This window comes from Clostridium autoethanogenum DSM 10061 (assembly GCF_001484725.1).
Lineage (GTDB): Bacteria > Bacillota > Clostridia > Clostridiales > Clostridiaceae > Clostridium_B > Clostridium_B ljungdahlii.
The window spans coordinates 1,086,691-1,107,368 of record NZ_CP012395.1 but is presented as its reverse complement, the minus strand read 5'-3'; the positions used below and the strand labels follow the sequence as shown (position 1 = coordinate 1,107,368).

16 protein-coding genes are annotated in these 20,678 nt (G+C 28.7%); 14 read left to right on the top strand and 2 right to left on the bottom strand.

Annotation, left to right across the window (positions count from 1 at the left end):
- The first annotated feature begins 2 nt into the window (after window positions 1–2).
- Genes CLAU_RS04880 through CLAU_RS04870 form a run of 3 tightly spaced genes read left to right on the top strand, consistent with a single transcriptional unit; the run spans window position 3 to window position 2,250 of the window.
- On the top strand, window positions 3–791 hold the full coding sequence (locus tag CLAU_RS04880; protein WP_023162075.1) for a DAPG hydrolase family protein: 789 nt from the start codon (window positions 3–5) through the stop codon (window positions 789–791).
- Window positions 792–794: 3 nt separating this feature from the next.
- A complete protein-coding gene (locus CLAU_RS04875; protein WP_013239661.1) occupies window positions 795–1,313 on the top strand; it encodes a DUF1097 domain-containing protein in 519 nt (172 codons plus the stop codon).
- A complete protein-coding gene (locus CLAU_RS04870) occupies window positions 1,306–2,250 on the top strand; it encodes a flavodoxin family protein (protein WP_023162073.1) in 945 nt (314 codons plus the stop codon). The genes CLAU_RS04875 and CLAU_RS04870 overlap by 8 nt, the downstream gene beginning before the upstream one ends.
- 136 nt (window positions 2,251–2,386) lie before the next feature.
- Here the strand turns inward: CLAU_RS04870 and CLAU_RS04865 are convergent, their stop codons facing one another.
- Window positions 2,387–3,664 (bottom strand): PucR family transcriptional regulator, encoded by a 1,278-nt coding sequence (locus CLAU_RS04865; protein ID WP_029169995.1) that lies wholly within the window; start codon window positions 3,662–3,664, stop codon window positions 2,387–2,389.
- Between the two features lie 262 nt (window positions 3,665–3,926).
- The gene (locus CLAU_RS04860) at window positions 3,927–4,649 is read right to left on the bottom strand and encodes an alpha/beta hydrolase (RefSeq protein ID WP_023162072.1); all 723 of its coding nucleotides are present in this window, start codon (window positions 4,647–4,649) and stop codon (window positions 3,927–3,929) included.
- Between the two features lie 204 nt (window positions 4,650–4,853).
- Between CLAU_RS04860 and CLAU_RS04855 the strand changes: the two genes are divergently transcribed.
- The 11 genes from CLAU_RS04855 (at window position 4,854) to CLAU_RS04805 (ending at window position 20,655) form a co-directional block, all read left to right on the top strand.
- Entirely contained in the window at window positions 4,854–5,579 is a 726-nt protein-coding gene (locus CLAU_RS04855; protein WP_023162071.1) for a LytR/AlgR family response regulator transcription factor, read from the top strand.
- Window positions 5,580–5,582: 3 nt separating this feature from the next.
- Window positions 5,583–6,920, top strand: coding sequence for a sensor histidine kinase (locus tag CLAU_RS04850; RefSeq protein WP_023162070.1), 1,338 nt, complete (start codon window positions 5,583–5,585; stop codon window positions 6,918–6,920).
- A gap of 109 nt (window positions 6,921–7,029) precedes the next feature.
- Window positions 7,030–7,698, top strand: a complete 669-nt coding sequence (locus tag CLAU_RS04845) for a hypothetical protein (RefSeq protein WP_029169994.1) — start codon at window positions 7,030–7,032, stop codon at window positions 7,696–7,698.
- Window positions 7,699–7,932: 234 nt separating this feature from the next.
- Window positions 7,933–8,265 carry a hypothetical protein gene (locus CLAU_RS04840; RefSeq protein WP_023162067.1) on the top strand — a complete coding sequence of 111 codons (333 nt, stop codon included), beginning with the start codon at window positions 7,933–7,935 and terminating at the stop codon, window positions 8,263–8,265.
- A gap of 953 nt (window positions 8,266–9,218) precedes the next feature.
- On the top strand, window positions 9,219–12,101 hold the full coding sequence (locus tag CLAU_RS04835) for a DEAD/DEAH box helicase (RefSeq protein WP_023162066.1): 2,883 nt from the start codon (window positions 9,219–9,221) through the stop codon (window positions 12,099–12,101).
- An 89-nt stretch (window positions 12,102–12,190) separates the two neighbouring features.
- Window positions 12,191–12,877, top strand: a complete 687-nt coding sequence (locus CLAU_RS04830; RefSeq protein ID WP_023162065.1) for a hypothetical protein — start codon at window positions 12,191–12,193, stop codon at window positions 12,875–12,877.
- Between the two features lie 834 nt (window positions 12,878–13,711).
- Window positions 13,712–15,622: a hypothetical protein gene (locus CLAU_RS04825; protein ID WP_023162064.1), complete on the top strand. Its 1,911-nt coding sequence runs from the start codon at window positions 13,712–13,714 to the stop codon at window positions 15,620–15,622.
- On the top strand, window positions 15,606–16,472 hold the full coding sequence (locus CLAU_RS04820; RefSeq protein WP_023162063.1) for a hypothetical protein: 867 nt from the start codon (window positions 15,606–15,608) through the stop codon (window positions 16,470–16,472). The genes CLAU_RS04825 and CLAU_RS04820 overlap by 17 nt, the downstream gene beginning before the upstream one ends.
- On the top strand, window positions 16,473–17,216 hold the full coding sequence (locus CLAU_RS04815; RefSeq protein WP_023162062.1) for a DUF6339 family protein: 744 nt from the start codon (window positions 16,473–16,475) through the stop codon (window positions 17,214–17,216). It abuts the gene before it with no gap.
- A 702-nt stretch (window positions 17,217–17,918) separates the two neighbouring features.
- Complete coding sequence (locus CLAU_RS04810) at window positions 17,919–18,686, top strand: ABC transporter ATP-binding protein (RefSeq protein WP_023162061.1); 768 nt, start codon at window positions 17,919–17,921, stop codon at window positions 18,684–18,686.
- Window positions 18,673–20,655: an FtsX-like permease family protein gene (locus tag CLAU_RS04805; protein WP_023162060.1), complete on the top strand. Its 1,983-nt coding sequence runs from the start codon at window positions 18,673–18,675 to the stop codon at window positions 20,653–20,655. The genes CLAU_RS04810 and CLAU_RS04805 overlap by 14 nt, the downstream gene beginning before the upstream one ends.
- Window positions 20,656–20,678: the final 23 nt, after the last annotated feature.

Genomic DNA, 20,678 nt, shown 5'->3' with positions numbered 1-20,678 from the left:
AGATGTCAAGTGTAATTACAGAGGAAGAGAAAAAATTACCTTATGCAAAATATTATTATATGCCGCTTGCTGAGATTCCACAGGAAAAGTTAGATATATGGAATGGTCCCGCAGCAGATAATAGAGGAGCTTTAGCTATAGAAAACCGTAACTTGTTTTTAGAGGAAGAGGTGCCTGGCTTTCAGGTTGGATACTGTGTAGCCCAAAATGGCACAGGTTATGTAACTAATTCAACTTATATGGAAGGTGTTACACCTGAGATGTTTAGTTGGTGGTTTGGATGGCATTCAATAGGAAGTGATCTGCGTTATAAAATTTGGGATAAAGAGGATCATTATTATGCAAGAGCGGATAAACCTGAGTATGTAAAAGATCCTAAAGTACCTTGCAGCGAGAAAACTTGGGGAGTAAATCATAGTATTTTAGAGGACATTGGTATGGGACCAGATCCGCTGACACTTTGCTTTAAAAAACCAGGTGATTTAGGTTATGATATGAATAAAATTGGCACAAAAGGATGTGCTGCTATGGTATGTGCAGTAGGAGAGGGCAAGGCACCAGCTTTTATGACACATAAGTGTAGAAAAGTAGATGGTGGTATTATTCTTGAGTCAAGATTTTGGATGGGATATGGTCTTAATAAAGAAGGAAAAGTTGTTAAGTTAATTCCTGATGGAGCGGCTGTGCCGGATATAATGCCTAAAATGCTATTTGGACATAACATTAAAGAATTTTCTAATCTTACAGCAATTCTTCCCAAAGTATACTCAGAAGAAAAGGATAACTGGTAAGAGATGAAAAAATTAAAACGAGGGGTATTTATATTAGCTTTTTGTATTGCGCTATTTCCGCCAATTTGGGCAGTGCTTGCACCATATGTAGGTGTTACAACTGGTGCAGTTGCACTTATTTGTGCAGGTTTGTATGTAACAAATGGAAATAAAGCTTCAGATGCTGTTAAAATTTCTTTTGGCTTTTTAATGGGAGATTTTTGGGCAGCATTTGCACTTTTTATTATGAATTATTTGCCTTTTAATAAAGATATAAATTTATTTATAACGCTTTTTATTTTAGGTGGACTTGGAGTGATAATTTCAGCATTGTTAGAAAGGTGGGTTTTTTGTCCAGCACTGCTTTGTGGATGGGCAATTGGTCTTACTATACTTGCACCAGTAGGATATGGAAAGTTAGGAACACTGCCAGTTCAGATAGGTGCAGCTATGCTTGTTGGAGTATGGTATGTTGGTGTTATTGTAAACAAAATGCAGATAAAAATAGAAAATTTATTTAGGAGGAAAAGTAAGGATGAGTAAAAAAATATTAGGCATTACAGCAGGGCGTAAAAATAGCAACAGTGAAATTTTATTAAAGGAAGCATTATTAAGTTGTGAAAATCAAGGCTCAGATGTAACTATGATAAACCTTAGAGATTATAATATTATGGATTGTACAGGATGTACTTCATGTACCAAAGCTATGTCTGAAGGTAAATATATTGGATGTGTTTTAGATAAGAAGGATGACAAGAAAAAAATCAATGAGGTAATGTTAAATGCTGATGCAGTTATTTTTCCTTCTCCAACTTATGATCTTATAACATGTGCTACTTATTTAAGATTTATGACAAGAAATTTAAGTTGTGAGACATCGTTCTTAGAAACAATAGGGGCTATTGAACACAAAGCTAGAGTTAGTGCATTAATTGCAGTTGGCGGTTCCACACGTTCATGGCAATCTATGGCACTTGAAAGTATGCAAGCAACTATGTTTACCTGTGATTTCAAAGTCGTTGATATGCTTCTTGCAACAAGGGTTCCAGCACCTGCACAGTGTTTGCTTGATGATAAACTTATTGCGCGTGCAGCTAAAATTGGAGATAATATTATGAAAGCTGTAAATACTCCGGAAGAAAAAAGAACATGGCTTGGTGATGAAGATATGGGGTGGTGTCCAAATTGTCATTCAAATGCATTGGTTCTTGGAGAAAAGCAGTGGGATGGAACTCATTACCCAGTTGAATGTCAGGTATGTGGAGCCGGTGGAAATTTAGAAAAGACGGAAGATGGAAAGTGGAAGTTTGTAATTCAGAAGGATGGTTTGTTAAAAGACAGAACAACTGTAGCTGGCCGTGCAAAGCACTTAGAAGAAATCAAGGAAACACAAGGTGGATTTTTCAGTGATTCAGAAAAAAGAGCAGTTGTAAATAAAAAACTAGAGAAATATGAAAAAATACAATTTAAAACTATATAATTTTATATTGAATCAAAATTCCCAAGGTGCAGAGAAAATTTTATCTTGATCTATTCTTAGAGCGAAGTAACAGTGATAAAGGAACAATTTAGATTTATTATCTTTGTTTAATGTTCCAAGGTACTCTTACTTCGCATTATTTATTTGTATCTGTTAAATTTAAGTAATCAAGAATATGAAGAGAAAGTTCATAATTATATAATCTTTCATAATTATTTAGTGACAAATGAAGCAATTCTGTGATTTTATTTAGACGATAAAAAAATGTACTTTTATGAATATGAAGTGCTTTTGAAGTTTTCACTGAATTGCGATTTTGCTCCAAATATGTACGCAAAGTTAAAAACAGTTCACTGTTGAATTTTTTATCATGTTCAAGTAAAAAAAGAATATCTGGATGAATTGCAGCAAATAAAAAGTGTCTATCAATACAATGCAGCAGAAGGGAGTCTGTTACTTCATTTTCATAATATATAATAGATTGATTGGACTTAGAAGCTTTTTCTACTACAGATGGAGTATTTAAAAGATTATATGCTTGATGATAGTATTGGCGAAGATTTAAAAGGTTAGTACAGCAATAACTTAAGGAGCCAATAAAATAATTGAAATGAAGAAAACTGTTGAGCTTAAATTTTTCTAATTGACTAAAGGGTTCATTTGAATTTTTGCTAATAAGTACAGTTAAATGCCTATTATAGTAGGCTACTAAATCTGCTGGAAAAATAACATGCAATTGATTTTGCAGATAGCTTGCTTTAGAAGAATTGTAATCCTTTTTATCAGTACTTGAAATTATTAAGAACCAGAAGTTAGATAAAAGAGGATGTCCTAATTGATTAAAGCGCTCCTTGAAGTATTCAGGGTTATCAATTGTCTTCTCTATTAAATCACTTAAGAGATATTCAGATTGAGCTTCATAGGTTCCATAATAAAAATCACATTTCTGCATCTCTAGGGATAAAATACCTGATAAAATATCTACGATTGCAATATCCAAATCAGTAAAATTTCTATTTGTGTCACGTACACAGATATAGCCAACCACTGATTTACGAATACGTATTGGACAGAAAATCATGTGGTAATTATAATATTTAGATTCAAAGAAAAATGCACTTTTTGCTTCAAAAATTTTCTCCATAAGTTTTTCTTTTTGCATGGTTTTTAAATTAGTTAATGGCAAGTAGAGGGTCCCATTTTTATCATCAAGCAATTCTATATATTCACTTTTAGGATAGTTTTCTATTATGGAATAAGTGGAATTACAAATGGTAATAGCATTTTTTAAATAATTATGAGCTAATTTCAATATTTCTTTTATACCATAATTGTTTAGAAGCGAATTATAAAGCACTTCTTTTACCTCATTAAGTTTAATATCATAATGAGATATATTTGATGTTTTATTCATCATTAATGCCTCCAATTTTATTTGTATTTGCATATTTTTATATATGAATATCATATTACAATCATATAATAAAAACTCTGCGAAGCAAAGCTTTTGAAAATAACAAGGTTCAAAGAACAAATAAAGATGATTTCTTTCGTACCTCAGGAAATCTATAATTTTAATATTCAAGACTTTTCGTTTAAATAAGGTTAGCCTATGATAGAATATAGATATAGGATGGTGAGAAAGCTATGGTGGAAGCCTATTCCATTCAGTATACTTATATATGCATAAGCCATAACAGTGCTTTACTAAATCTTTTAGAAATTTCAGTAAAATGGCCGCCATTATTCCATTCCAGTAGTATGTTTTCTGCAGAGACAAGCTGCTTTGACAATATAGAAAAGGTCTTTTGAGTACAATCTCCAACTTTGGCCATATGTTGATTTCTACTGCGTTCTTCACTTTTGCCAAGAGAAAGGTATACTTTTGAAGCAGTATTTATAGGAGAATTGGAACTCATGAATTCAATCCACCCATCATACCATAATGAACCAGACAAGCTTCCTACTTTTCCAAAGATTCCAAATAGGTAAAGGCTGTATAAAGTCGCAAGTCCACCTAGGGAATATCCAATTAGTACAGTGTTTTCAGGTTCAGTTTTTGTCCTGTAATGTGCATATATAAAAGGTTTGATAACTTTAGTAAGGCTGCTTAGATATTCATAGGCACCTCCACTAAAGTCTTCTCTGTTTTTTGATAAGGCTGGTGCAGGCCATGGAGAAAAATCATGATTCCAGTTTTTTGATTCAATACTTATAAGTATAAAACCACTGCAGTCTACATCAAAATGAGATTCTATAGAATTTATTATTTCTTCCGTATTATTATCTCCATTCATGTATACAACAGGATAATTAACATCAAGTATATTATAGTTAGGTGGAAGGTATAGTGAACAATGATGCTCATTTATATTTAAATTTTGAATAGTTCCCTTCATATCTTTACTCCTTAAAATATTTAAATTAATAATTATTAATTTACAGCAAATTATGGAGAAGTACAAATTTTTTCTGCTTTATGAAGCAGCAAGGCAAGTATTTAAAGGGTGATTTGTATTAAATACTCATGCGGATGGGCGTAAACCTATATCTATAGATATATGATAAAATAATAAAAGTTGGTTATAGAAAGGAAGGCACTTATGATTAAAATTGCAGTTTGTGATGACGAAGTATTTCAAAGGATAGATATTGTAAAGAAAGTTAGAAATGTTTTAGAAAATAATTATGACAATATTTGTTATGAGATAGAAGAGTATAGTAGTGGAGAAAAATTGATTTCTTCTGGATACTATTTTGATATTGTGTTCTTAGATATAAAGCTGGACAAGCTTTCTGGAATAGATATAGCTAAAAAAATAAGAAAAAACAATAATACTACCAAGATTATTTTTATAACGGCTTTTAGAGAATATGTTTTTGAAGCCTTTGATGTATGTGCATTTCAGTATCTTATAAAGCCTGTAGATGAGAAAAAAATATTAGAAGTTGTAGATAGAATTTTAAAGATGTTTGATGATGAAAAAAATAATGAAAAGTGCATTATAGTTAATAAGGGAAAAAATACTACAATAAAGGTACTTTTAGATGATATAAGTTTTTTTGAGGTACAAAATAGAATTATAAGTATACATACTGAAAAACAAATTATACAGTATTATGATAAGATAGCAAATGTGGAAAAACAGGTTCCTAAAGAAAGTTTCTTTAGGTGTCATAGGAGTTACATAGTAAACTTTAAATATGTAATGAAATTTAACAAGACTGAAATAGTGCTTGATAATAATACAAAAATAATATTAGCAAAAGGTAAATATGATGAATTTTCTAGAGCGTTTTTAAGATATATAAAGAAAGGCAGAGTATAGAATATGCTTGTTTTTAGTATAATAAAAAATCTATTATTTTTTGCTTCATGTATACTGAATTTCTTTATTCCATATATATTACTAGAAAAATTTTTAAGATTTAAAGTAAAATCCCAGTATGTAATTATATTAATGTTAATAACATGTAATATACCTTTTCTAATTGTAAGTAAGTTTAACATTGAAAGTGTGTATCAATGGATACCAACAGCTATATGGATTTTTATCTTTTCTTTAATATTTTGTAAAGGTACATACCTAAAAAAAATCATAATAACTATAGCATATGTTTGTTTCAATGAACTTATTCAGTATGTCACAATTCCTGTGGCTTATATGATAGATTATTACGTTATTATAGCAAATTCATCTTATGAAACAGAACAAGTGAGAGCAATAATTAATTATATATTTTTAATTATTTTACAATTGTTGTATCTCTTAATACTCAATTTTATAGTGAAAAATCATTATTTTGATTATAAATTTAAGAATTTTAAGTATACGATATTTTTTGTTGTTCCTAATGTATTCATAGTATCATTAATATGTGAATACTTTAAACTCTATTATAAAAATAATATGAGAGATTCTTTAATAGGTAATATCAAGATGTTGGGGTTTGCATTCACTGGATTAATTTGTGCCGTGTTTACAGTAATAACTTTAGCTAAAATTGCACAAGAAACTATTATAAGAGAAAGGGAATTACTCTTAAAACAACAATTTAGCATACAAACTCAGCATTACAAAGATTTACAAGTACAAATTAGAAATACAAGAACATTTAGACATGATATAAATAATCATTTGATTTGTATCAAAAATTTATTACTTCAGGGTGACATAAAAAGTACAGAAAACTATTTGAAAAAAATAACCAGTTCATTAGAAAAAATTAGTTTAAGTGTAAATACAGGAAATTCATTTGCAGATGCCGTTATAAGTGAGAAATATAATATAAGTATAGACAAAGGGATAGATTTTAAGTGTGATGCCAAGATACCTAGTAAAATAAAAGTTGATCCTTTTGATTTATGTATAGTACTTGGTAATGCATTGGATAATGCGATAGAAGCTTGTGAAAAAATTACAGATAATAGCATAAAAAAATACATACATATAACGAGTACTATTAATAAATCATTTATAGTGTTTGAAATAAAAAATAGTATGAAAGGCTATATAAAAGAGAAGCATATTTCTACTGATAAATGTGATTACGTAAATCATGGAATAGGTATGATGAACATACAAAATATTGCGGACAAATATTTTGGAAATACATATGTTGAAAGCAGAGAAAATATGTTTATATTAAATATTATGTTTCAAATTTGATATATATTCACTACAAATAAAAGCATGTTCACAACAATATATATTATTTTAAGTAAATACTTTCCGAGAATTTATATATAATTTTATTTGACGAAATGGAGGTATATACATGAAAATAAATATTATATCAAATACAATGATTAATAATATGAAACATAAAGCAAGTACTAGCATTGGCAAGTCAAGTTCTCTAGATAAAGAAAAATTACAGCTGCAGCAGCAAATGAAAAAAATTGAGGAAAGTGATGTTTCTGAAGAAACAAAAGATGAGTCAATTAAGGAAATTCAAAAACGTTTGTTAGAAGAAAAGTCTAATAAGTTGGATAAAAAATCAGAAACTAAAGAAGATACTAAACAAGAAACGGAAGAAGAAGCTTATGACAAATCTCAGAGTATAAATAAAGAAGTTATGATGGGACTTATGTCAGCTTCGTTTCATGAAAGAAATGGAAGAGTTGCATATTCTGAATATAAAAAGGCTAAAGCAAAAGGAAATATGGGACAAGCTGAAATAGCATTAAATTATACTTCGTCTGAGATAAAAAAAACATCACAAAGTGCAAAGTTAATTCAAAAAGGAATTGGAGAATATAAAAAGCAATTGGATAAACTCAAGGAAAAAGATAATCCGACAAAACCTACAGAAAATAAGCGTAATGCAGATGATAAAACAGTTGAAGTACATAATAAAGTTGATTCAAAAGAGCAAAATAATGATAAAGATACTATTCAAGTTAAAGGTGAAATTAGTGTAAAAAAGCATAAAAATAAGGGGTAGATTTTATGGCATATGATCGTATTGGAGAAGTCCAATTTTCCCTGTTTTATTTAGCAGGATGTAAATGGTTGACTTGCACTATAGAGATTAGCTATAAAAAGTTAATAGCGTGATATTTAAAAATAATATATATTTAAAACACTTATGTAATAACTATGGAGTTAATATTACGAATATTATTTCTAAAAAGATACAGTAAATGATATGTGTATTTTATGGAGGGTGGAATTTGCCATGGAAAAAGTAAGTAGTCTGTTAAACAATAATTTTAACTTAGAAAGAAACTTAAAGCAGCAGGTAAATACTAAGTGTGATTTTAAGGAAATAATGAATGAACAAGACTTAATTAGTAGTTTAGACGGTAAACATAATTCTACAAGTGTTGTTTGTGATGAATTTGGAACAATGACAACTATAACAATACCACTTAAATTGCAGAAAGAAATGGCTGCTAATCCAGAAAAAAAGAAGTATGTTGACAGTGTTATAAAAGATTTTTTGCACAGCAGCCTGCTCATAATAGTTTTCTTGCAGCTCGAGGTGATATTCCAACCCCAGCTACTATAACTTTTAATGAAGATGGATTATGGGTTGAAAGTTGCGGATCTGTACCATCACCTAAGAAACTAGCTGAAATTGAAAAAGCTAGAGAATTAAAACAAAAGAAAAAACAAGAAGATGATGATGAAGAGCAGCATCAAATAGAAAATTATTATGAACAATTAGAACTTGAAAGTGAAATTAAGTATAATTTTCAATTAAATAAAGTAGATAATACAAAGGGTACTGATAATTTACTAAATTACTTTTTTTAATAAATTGATTATAAAAATTGAATATTTTAATTGAACACCACATTATTCAAGCTGAATTTTGTGGTGCTTTTGTTTAATTTTCAAAATATGTGTAATTACTTTTATCAATATCTATAATATACATTTTATATGCAACATTTTGCAAAGAAGAAGCAATAGTCTTTACGCCCTTAGAGGTTTAATTTTGATGCTTCTAGGTATATGTAAATTATATTTGCTATTTTATGCATTATGACCATAATTTAGAGGAAATATAGTTTTTTTGTAGAAATATATATAATAATTAAATTGTGGGTGTATCTGGAGTGGGAATGTAATCTAGATAATGTTTATATTTAGAAGTTAATATGATTAGACAAAAGTTAAATAAAATTTAGAGGGATAGTATCAGTTCATAGATTATGCAAAACTGAGATACGTATAGAAAAACAGTAGCATAAATAAGGTTGCAACATAGTAATATTGAAAAGTTATAGAGATTATTAAAAAATGTGGTGTGACGGGATATATTTAATGAGACTTATATAATAAAAAAATTGAATTTTTATGAAGTTTAAGTAAATATGATAATAGAAAGATATATAAAGAGTATATTAAAGAAATTTAAAGATTATAGAGGAAGGCAAAATCAAAAATTGAGATATAGGGTGTAATTGAAGGGAGCACTAAAACGTTAATGTACATAAGAAATGAGGTGTCATTTGAATGTATTTTTCAGATAATTATAATTTTATAAAATATCCTATAGGCAATGAAACAATACCTGGGTTAAGAAATGCACAGATTGGTGCGATACATGCAATAGCATCATACTTTACTATTGAGAAGAAAAATCCTGGAATTGTTGTAATGCCAACAGGTTCAGGAAAGACAGCAGTGTTAATGATGTCACCCTATATTTTACGTAGTAAAAAGGTACTAGTTGTAACACCAAGTAGAATGGTAAGAGAGCAAATATTTGAGGATTTTTCTAATCTGAATACCTTAATAAAAGCAGAGGTTGTGCCTAAAAAAATGGCAAAACCAGTAGTGATTGAATTACAACATCTATATGATAGTAGTTATGAACAAACTTGCTTAGAGGCAGATGTTATTGTAGCAACGCCACAGGGAGCAAACTCTATATTAGAAAATAAGACTGTTGAATTTGATTTGGTTCTAATAGATGAAGCACATCATTCTCCAGCACGTACTTGGCAACAAATTCTGATAAGTACAATAGGAGCTAGACAGATACTTTTTACGGCAACACCATTTCGAATGGATCGAAAAGAAATAAAAGGAAACCTAATTTTTAAATATTCACTTGCTTTAGCATATCAGGATGAAATATTTGGTGAAATTACATACATACCAATTGATAAAGATTTAGAAAATAAGGATGTATTAATTGCTCGTAAAGCAGAAGAAATTTTTCTAGCTGATAAAGCTCAAGGATATAAGCATTGTATAATGGTTAGAACAGATACGAAGGATAAAGCAAAACAATTAGAAAAATTATATTCATCAGAGACATCATTAAGATTGAGAAGAATAGATAGCTCTATGTCTAATGCTATAGCTAAACAATTTATTAGAAAATTAAAGAAGGGCGAGATAGACGGAATAATTTGTGTTGATATGTTGGGAGAAGGGTTTGATTTTCCAAATTTAAAAATTGCAGCTATTCATGTAGCTCATAGGTCTTTAGCTAATACTTTGCAATTTATTGGAAGATTTGCAAGAACAAATGCGATTAATGTAGGAGCAGCAAAATTTATAGCAATGAATGATGAAGATCTTATAATTGAAAATAAGAAGCTATATGCATCCGATGCTATATGGCAAGATATTATAGTTGATATAAGCGAAAGTAAGATTAGACGTGAAGCTGAAAATAAGGAATATATTGAAGAATATCAGCAAACATCAGATAAAAAAGCAACTTTAAGTAATTTTTCTCTATATGGTGTACGACCAAATTGTCATGCCAAAATATACAGAGTAAAAGATTTTAATATAAACAATGATTTACCTAAAAGTTGTAATTTAGAAATAGAACCTTACGTAAATAAGAAAGAAAATACCATTGTTGCAGTGGCTAAAGGGTTATCAACACCAAAATGGTTGGATTCAGATTTGATTAAAAATGAAGAACACTTATTATATATTGTACATTATCAGAAGGAAACAAAGCTACTTTTTATCTATTCACAAATAAAAAGTGAGGCTATGTATGAAAGTATTGTAGAGAGTTTTACAAGTAGATATGAAAAGATACCTCGTTATGATATGAATAGGGTTTTAGCTGGTCTGAATGATTTTGATATATTTAACTCTGGTATGTTAAATCGATATAATGAATCAGGAGAATCTTATAAGATTTCTGCAGGCTCAGATGTTAGCCAGACTATAGATAGAAGTACTGGAAGAATGTACTCTCCAGGGCATGTCTTTTGTAAAGCGAATCTTAAAGATAGTGAAATAACAATAGGTTATAGTAGTGGTTCTAAAATGTGGAGTAGTGCATACTTGTCATTGCAAGAATATATAAAATGGTGTGATAATAATGGAAGGAAAATTGTTAATTCTAAATTAAAAGTTCAAACTGGAACGAATTATGATTTCCTACCTATGCCGCAAAAATTGCAAAAGTATGAAGATAATATATTTTTGGTTGATTTTGATGGTAAAACTTATAGTTCTGATCCACTTATTGAGTTAAAAGATAAGAAGCAAGCTATAAGATTCATTACAGATTTATCAATGAATATAAATAGCATTCAAAGTGATATAGTAAATATCTCAGTTAAATATGGAGAAATTGAAGAAGTGATATCTTGTGATTTGAAAGGAAAGTGTAGTACAAATCAAGATATATTTTATGTTTGGCAAGGAAGAGATAAGATTTCTTTATGTGAATATTTTAATGAGAATCCAATCATTATGCGTACAACAGATGATTCAGTTATACAAGGTTCAGAAGTATTACGTGGTGATTCAAATGCTATTGTATATGATGATAGTAATATTGTAGGTATTGATTGGAAAGAAAAATATGGTACAAACATTGAGATTGAGGTGAATGACTCAACTTACCATCCAATAGGCAAGTCTATACAAAAATCTTTGCAAGAAATTTTGCAAAAAAATTTTAATTACAAATATATTATTTATGATCATTCTAAAGGGGAAATTGCGGACTATATTGCCGTTGAAATTAAAGACAATAATATGATAGTTAGTTTATTTCATGTAAAAAGCAAAAAAGGAGAGCAATTTAATAGTTCAATGAATGACTTGTATGAAGTAGTTGGGCAGGCAGTTAAATCAACAATTTGGTTGAAATCAAAACAAACGTTATTACAGAAGATGAAGTCCAGGAGAAGTAGTAAACATTGTAAGTTTTTAAAGGGAGAATTCAGAAAGTTCTCAAAAGAAATAAAAAGCCCTAACTTAATATTTAAAGGGATAATTGTTATTGTTCAGCCAGCAATAAGTAAGAGTATAGAAATGCCTCTAAAGTATCAACAAGTTTTGGCGTCTGCAAATTATTACATTGGACAGTCCGGCAAAGTTAGCAAACTTGTGATATATGGAAGTGTTTAATCATAAAAATTGTTGACAAAATTACAATAATATAAACATATGCTATATCAAATGATATTTATTACCGATAGAAGTTTTGGAGGGTAAAAATGATTGAATTTATTAAGGATAAAGAGATAAAAAAAGAATATAAGGTTTATGGTTCTTTTTACAATGTATATAAATATAGCAAGAAATTGCTTGAATGTAGAAATGCTTTGGAAATAGTTAAAAAAGATTGTGCTTTAAATTTTTCTAACAAATTATATATGCATGTTCCAGATGCACTTGTTATAATGATGAACCAAGGAGGGAGTAAACCAATAAATTATGCACCACAACAAATTCAATTAGAAAGTTTATGTAGAAATATATTGAAGGTTAATTTGGTATTAGCAGATCCAGATAAGGCTCAATTCCAAATTATGAGGTTGATGAATTATAAGGGATGGAAGAATGTAAGAGTTATTAACTTATCAGATATACGAGATGGAGATAGTAACAGTTTTTTTAAAAAAGTAAAATCATTTGAAGATAAATATTTTAGTGATATACATAGTATATTTTCGAAGCAAAGAATATGTGAAAAACAATTGGCATTTAGCGTTGGTAATGATGCCCCAATTATTTTAGCATGGGGACTAGATACAAGATTAATGTTATTAACTAGCCGATATATGAAATTCATTCCTTCAGAAAAAATTAAAGGAATTGCTGCACATTTATATAGTCATGCTAGTCCAAGAAAACAAGAAGATAAAAAAAAATGGTTGCAAAATATTATAAGTGTGTTATAAGCAAACAAAATGCAGCAATAAAAGCTTGAAGAATAATAGATTAGAATTATATTTTGTATAAGAATATGATTTAATTTTCCAAAAGAATAATCAAATTATATCAAATTTTAAGCTTATTTTTTAATGTTATCTTTAAATTGATCAATAAAATAAAGATGAAAAAGGATGGCTATTAAATATCTAAAAGTAATAAATACGCTTTAGATCTTGTACTTGCTTTTGCTATGAGTTCAGAACATTGTCAAAATATTATTCATGTCTATGGAACTAAGAGTTTTTCTAGTAATTTAAAATTACTTATGGAAGATAAAGCTTTACTTTTTAAGTATTTTAAATATTTAATTCTTTTATTTGCTTTCATTGTAGTACTACTATTTATTACATGTTACATTAATTCAAAAAAAGAAAGTTGGTTAGTTTCTGTATTAGATAAAGGGATATATGGAACTACCATATGAATTGCAAAAGAAGAATATAAAGTAATATTTAATGTTATAACTGAAATTTCTAGAATAAAAAATTTGAATTTATGAGTGCAAAATATGAAAAAAGATTTGTAGTAAATTTGTGATTTATGCGAATACCCTTCCATATTTGTAAATAGTTAAAACTTACGTAGTTTTTAACTTTAAAAGAAAAACAGTAGATTATTTTACATATTTATGAAAAATAAATAGAACTTGTACTATAATAAAAATGTAGTTTTTAAAAATTTTAAGATTTAATTTGTAGTTTATATAGTTATAAGATGTATTAGTAATAAATTAGAAAAATGTAGGATTGATATGAAAAATATTTAGATATAAATTTCAAGTGAATTGTGAGGGTTAGTATATGAATGGTAGTTGGTTATTTCCTGAAAGTAATACAATGCATAGAACAGGATTAAGTGAAGCAGGAATAGAAACTTTTAATGGAAGTCCAGTAAGTTCACTTGTGCGTGAAGTTTGTCAAAACTCATTAGATGCGGCCAAAGATAAAACTTTACCTGTTGTTGTTGAATTTAGAAGCTTTGATATTTCAACTAATAAGTTTCCTGATGGAGAAAGGTTGTTGAAGATATTTAAACTGTGTGAAAAATTTAGCTGTACTAATATGGACAATAAAAGAACTTCTAATTTTTTTCATAATAACATTGAATTATTTAATAATGAAAAACTAAGAATGCTTAGAATAAGCGACTATAATACTATGGGATTATCGGGCTCTGATGAAATTGATAAAATAAATCCATGGACAGGCTTAATTTATTCTGATGGTATATCAGATAAGGATAAAGATTCTGCTGGCAGTTTTGGAATAGGTAAAAATGCACCTTTTGCTTGTTCAGAATTTAGAACAGTTTTTTATAGTACACTTGATTATACAGGAAAGAGCGCATCTCAAGGTGTTTCCAAATTAATTTCTTTTAAAAATGAAAACGAGAATTTTGTAGAGAGTATTGGGTATTTTGGAAATAACCAATATCCAATATTTGAACTGTTAAATTTGGACCCTGGATTTAATCGCACTAGTAGTGGAACAGACATCTATATTTCTGCGTTTAAATGTGATATTGACTTTGAAAAACAAATAATATGTTCTGTTTTGGAAAATTTCATTCTGTCAATATATAGTAAAACATTAGATGTGATTGTAAATGATAAAAAAATAAATAAGGATTCTTTGTCGCACATAATGAAAAAATACTCTACAGATCTTAAATATGCTAATGATTATTATAAAGTTTTAGTTAGTGATAAATGTGTGTCTACCCAAATTGGTATAGGTGATATAGGAAATATAAACCTTAGAATTTTATTTAATAAAGATTTTAAACGAAGAATTTTAATGAGTAGAAGTAATGGTATGAAAATATATGACCAGGATCATATGCCCAGTTCGATATATTTTGCAGGTATTGTAACTACGGCTGATGAAAAAACAAACCAATTTTTTAGAGATATGGAAAATCCCCAACATAATGGTCTGGAACCTGACAGATGTAAAAAAAATGCTTTGAAATATAAAAAAATATTACATCAAATGAGACATGATATTAAACAATTTATTATTGAAAAGGGGCAAGGAACTGTTACAGATCAAGTTGATGCTGAAGGTGTCGGAGAGTTTTTACCAGATTTATCACAAGATCAGACTGATGTTGAAAATAAGGTAAATAGTGAAGGACTTAATTACCGTACAGGTAACGTATTAATAAAACGTACACAGATAAAAAATGATTCTAATGGGCAAGTTGAAGATGGTTCCTCTGATGACATTATTGATAGTATAAGTAATTTACATGGAAATTATAATGAGAATGGAGTAATAAAGGGTTATTCACATGGTATCGGTCATAGAGAAGGAAAATATTCACCTATAGCATCTCGTAATGAAAATTTAGAAGGTGATTCCACGCTTTTTAGAAATAAAATTATTTTGCCTTTGTCAATTAGGATGATGTCTATTAATCCTACGTTAAATATGTATAAACTGATTTTTTTACTTAAAAATGTTCTTAACCATGGATATATAGAAATCAATCTGTCATGTGAACAAGGAAATGATAAAGCAAAGATAGGTGAAGCTTTTATGATTGGTAAAGAATCTCATAAAAAATTAAAGGTCAGAAGTAATAAAATTTATTTAGAAAATATGCCTAAAATGGAAAAGATCGGTATTGAATTTAAATTAAGTTTTTCTATAGCAAATTTTCCTATAAATTGTTCACTGGAGGCAAAAATATATGGATATAAAAAATAAACTTTTTCCTTATCCTGTTCTTTGTACTTTTAATGATGATTTTACTGAATCAACATTAAAAGTAGATATTGTTAAATCCCAATCATTTAAAAAATTGATTTTTGAATACAATATAACACTTTTAAATGATGAACTTAATGAGATGATCCTCAATGATTTTGCAGAATTTGTATTTCATATTGAATGTCCATACACTTCTTATAGAATAATTAAAAAAACAAAGAACTTTGTGGGAACATTTGAGATATATTTAGATAAAGTAAAAGAAAGTGTTACCGTGAATTCTTTTATAATTGCAAAACGAGATATTCACAGTTATTTTAATTCAAAGTTTAATAGTGATTATGGCAATCGATCCTTCTGCTTATTTAAAGGCAATATCATTGCTATTGATGATCCATATAAAATAGAAGTCCCAAAGCAAGATGAGGACTTAGGCAAAGTTGAATCAATATTTTCAATATCAAGGCGAGCAGCAGATGATAACTCTGAAATTAAAATTGAATTAAATTCAGATAAAATAAATCTTCTTTTAAATAAGGATGATTATAATAATTACAATAAGATAGCTAATAACCCATCATTTATATCAACTTTACAATCTATACTCATATTCCCAGCTCTTATATATACATTTGAAACTTTAAAAAATGAAGGTAATGATACATACTGCGATTATCAATGGTTTGCTTCTATGTCAAAAACATTTCAAAAAAACGGTAGCACTTTAAATAAGGAGCTTCTGGAACATAAAACATCTTTTGAATTAGCTCAAGAAGTGTTAGATTCTCCTGTAAGGCGGGCATTTTATAATATTGTGAATTTAGATTGTGAGGAGGAAGATGTTTAAATGAATTTATATTTTTTGTCAGAGGATTCTTTAAAAACATTAAAAGAAACATTTGAAGAAAACATTGATAACTATTCTTCCTCAAATAATCAGTGGGTTTATGAGTGCTTTGGTAATATTTCTCCATTTATAGAGTTTAAAAAAGAAGTTCCAGAGTTTAAATTGAAAATGAGTTGTGATAAGCCTGAAGAGACAGATGTTGATAATAGTATTATATTATATAAAAACCTTATGGATTTAAACGATATGCAAGCAAGTGATGAAAGATTATGGGCAGGATTAGCACATGGTATATTTTATGAATATATGCAGTATCGCTGGAGTAATCAAAAAAAAGTTTCAAAAACTAATATTTATGCTCGTTATTTTTTCGCTCATAGTAAAAGACGTTCATTAATAACTAATTCTATTTCTAGGCTTTGGTGGTTAGGAAAATATACGTATGATGATTCGTTTGAAGATCCATTTATACTTATGGATTATTTTAAAACCGACTTTATTACAAAGTCGTTATATCTTTTTTCAAGTAATTTTTCTAGTAATGAGAAAATTCGTAAAGCTTTATTAATTACAATAAATAACTTTGAAAAAAATGGTGTAAAAATTAATAGAAATGTTTTTAAAGAATCCATTAGATATTTGAATATATTAGGTGGAACTTATTTATTAGACTATTTTTCTAAGCAAGAATTGATAAAAAAAATTGAAGATTATTTAAAATTATTGCTGAATAAAGTAATTTAATTATATGTTTAAAAAGTGATATATCTTTGAAGGTTGGAATAAGTATTGATAAAGAAATAAATGCAAAAGTTACCCTTATTACATTTATAGAGAAAGAATAAAATTTCTACTATAATAAAAATGTAAATGAGATGCTTAATTTTTATTCTTATGTTATACATCAGGTTATATCTACAATATGAAGCTAAGATGACTAGATAAAAGAGACTAAGCAATTAATCGAGTGATTCTTAGACTCAGGTGGAGTTTGCTTGTGAGAAATACCTCTTTCAATATTAGCATTAGAACAACTTTCCAGGGGTGTATCATCTGTTATGCACGGCATAAGAACTATAAATCGCTGATTCTCGAGAGCCCTAGTATCTTCCACATGAAGAAAGGCAGATACCTCAAATCTTTGATTTGTTGATAGTCGCTTTCACTGTGTGTGATAGGAGTGTTACGGATGGTAGTCATCGGATAAATTTAGAATGTGATATGCTAAACTTTATATGTAAACACCTAAGAAAGGTAAAAATTGCATTGGATAATATTTACATATGCCTCGCACATAAAGAAATGTCCAAACAATAAAAAATATAAGCTATATAATTAAAACCGAGTAAGTCAAACAAACTTAAGATGAAATTAAGATCATATTAAATCCACCTTAAACTCATACATATACAATCTAACTGAAGTCAAATTCAGGAGGAAATCATAATGAATATAATGGAAGTTAGAAATATAAAAAAAGTGTATGGGTCAAAACACGGTGGAAGCAAATCAAATGCATTAAATGGAGTGAGCTTTTCTGTTCAAAAAGGGGAATTTCTTGGAATTATGGGGCCTTCAGGAGCAGGTAAATCCACATTGCTAAATGTAATATCAACTATTGATACTCCAACATCAGGAACAATTGAACTAAATGGGAAAAGTTTTTTAAATCTTAATGAAGATGAGCTATCAATGTTTAGAAGGAAGCAGCTTGGATTTATTTTTCAAGACTACAATCTTCTTGATACTTTAACCTTAAAAGAAAATATTATTTTACCACTTTCTTTATCTAAGGTAGATGTGGCATCCATGGAAGAGAAATTAAAAAAGATCAGCCGCATCTTGAATATTGAAGATATACTAGGAAAATATCCTTATGAAGTTTCAGGAGGTCAAAAGCAGAGGGCGGCAGCTGCAAGAGCTATAATAACTGATCCAGAAATAGTATTTGCAGATGAGCCTACAGGAGCACTGGATTCAAAATCTTCAACAGAACTTTTAAACAATCTTTCTTTATTAAATAAGGATAATGGAGCAACAATTGTTATGGTAACTCATGATGCATTTGCAGCAAGCTACTGTGAAAGAATTATATTTATAAAGGATGGAATACTTGATACTGAGATTGAGAAAACAGGCAGTAGAAAAGATTTCTATAATAAAATACTAAGCACTCTTGCTAAAGTAGGGGGTGCTGAAAGTGACACTATTTAATCTTGGAATAAACAATGTAAAACACAATTTTAAAAATTATGTTTCTTATTTTATAAGTACGGTAACTTCAGTTTTTATCCTCATGATATTTTATTCCATATACTATAATCACGAAATACAATTATTTAGCTCAAGCAAGGTTAAGGTTGGTGCTATTTTTAAAGCTGCAGCTTTTGTAGTTATAATATTTTCAGCTATTTTCATAGGCTATGCTAACAGCTTTTTTATAAAAAATAAAAAGAAAGAAGTTGCTATATATTCACTGCTTGGTATGAAGAAGAAAGAAATAGGCACACTGATGTTCTTCGAAAATATCTTCCTAGGGATATTAGCCTTAATTGTTGGTGTACCCTTAGGAGCATTTACCTCCAGGTTCTTCTTAAAAATACTTAATGTATGTATGAAATCAAACAAGCCTATACAATATACCTTTGATATTAGAGCTATAGTAATGACGATTTTTGTTTTTATGATTATATTTTTGTTAAACTCCATAAAAGCTTACGGGATAATATATAAGTTTAAACTTATAGAGCTTATACATGCGGCTAAGGAAGGAGAGAAGAAACCTAAATTTTCTAGAGTCTTAGCATTATTATCATTAATAATGGTTATTGGCGGATATATTGGTGTATTAAAAATGAATTTGGAGTCTGGTGGAGTCCAAATGTTGTACAAAGGTCTCCTTATAATGCTGCTTGTTGTTGCAGGAACTTATATATTGTTTAGCAATTTAATGATTTATATCTTTAAGCTGTTTGAGAAAAATAAAAAAGCTTATTATAAAGGAGAAAATTTAATAGGAGTATCTCAAATAATCTATAGAATTAAAGGAAATTCTAATCTTCTGGCAACCATAGCTGTTGTATCTGCTGTTGCCATCACAGCATTATGTTTTACTTTCAGTCTTAATTTGACACTTAATAAAGTTGCACCAAGTGGATGTCCGTTTTCAATAATGTATCAAAGTGGCAGCGATAAACTAAATAAAAAAGTTGAAGCTGTTATTAATAATCATAAAGAGATTAAAACAACTTATAAGACAGATATTGTAATGATAAATGGAAGTGGGCTTACACCAAAATATAAGGGTCCCTTTGAGAGAGATTTAAAGGCTCCTTTTGATATGTTTATAATGTCTGCATCTGAATACAAGGATATTGTAAATAATTCAGGTTTTAATGATGGTATAGATATTGTCGATAGAGCTAAGAATATTAAAATTAATAAAGAAAATCAATGCTTTTTCATTGAAGTAAGTAATTCAGCTGAGGCAAGAGGGAGACTTGCAGGTGATAAGCTTAATGCAACTGTTGGAGGGAAAGCGTATAAACTTGATATCTCCGACTCAAGTAAAAAATGTGTTTTAGAAGTTAAATTTCAAAAAACAACTATAGTAGTACCAGATACATTTTTTAATAAGCTTTTAAATGAGAATAGAAATAATACAACTGTTATAAGAGCATATAATTTTGATAATGCATTAAAAAGTGGAAGTGTTGTTACAAAGATTTCCAAAGTGATGCCAAAGGACAAAACTTTTTCTTCTTACTATGACATGTATACTGAGGTTCATACTTTGTATGGAAGCTATGTGTTTATAGGTGCATTCCTAGGTATTCTCTTTGTTGTTTCCACTGGAAGTATAATGTATTATAAACAGTTAACAGAAGCTTATGAAGATAAGAATAGGTATTCTGTACTTTCAAAAATAGGTTTAACCAAAAAAGAAACTTTAAGAATTATATCAAAACAACTGGGATTTATTTTTTTAATGCCACTTATATTTGGTATTCTTCATAGTATGTTTCCACTTGTGGCCTATATGAAATATCTCTGCGGTTTTTCAATATCACAGCTGGAATGGATGGGTATGACAATGGGAGTATATGTAGTAATTTATTTATGTTTTTATCTTCTTTCTGTTAAATCTTATATGAAAATCATAACAAAAAATACTGTATACTAATATTATTGAGTTCAATAATAAAA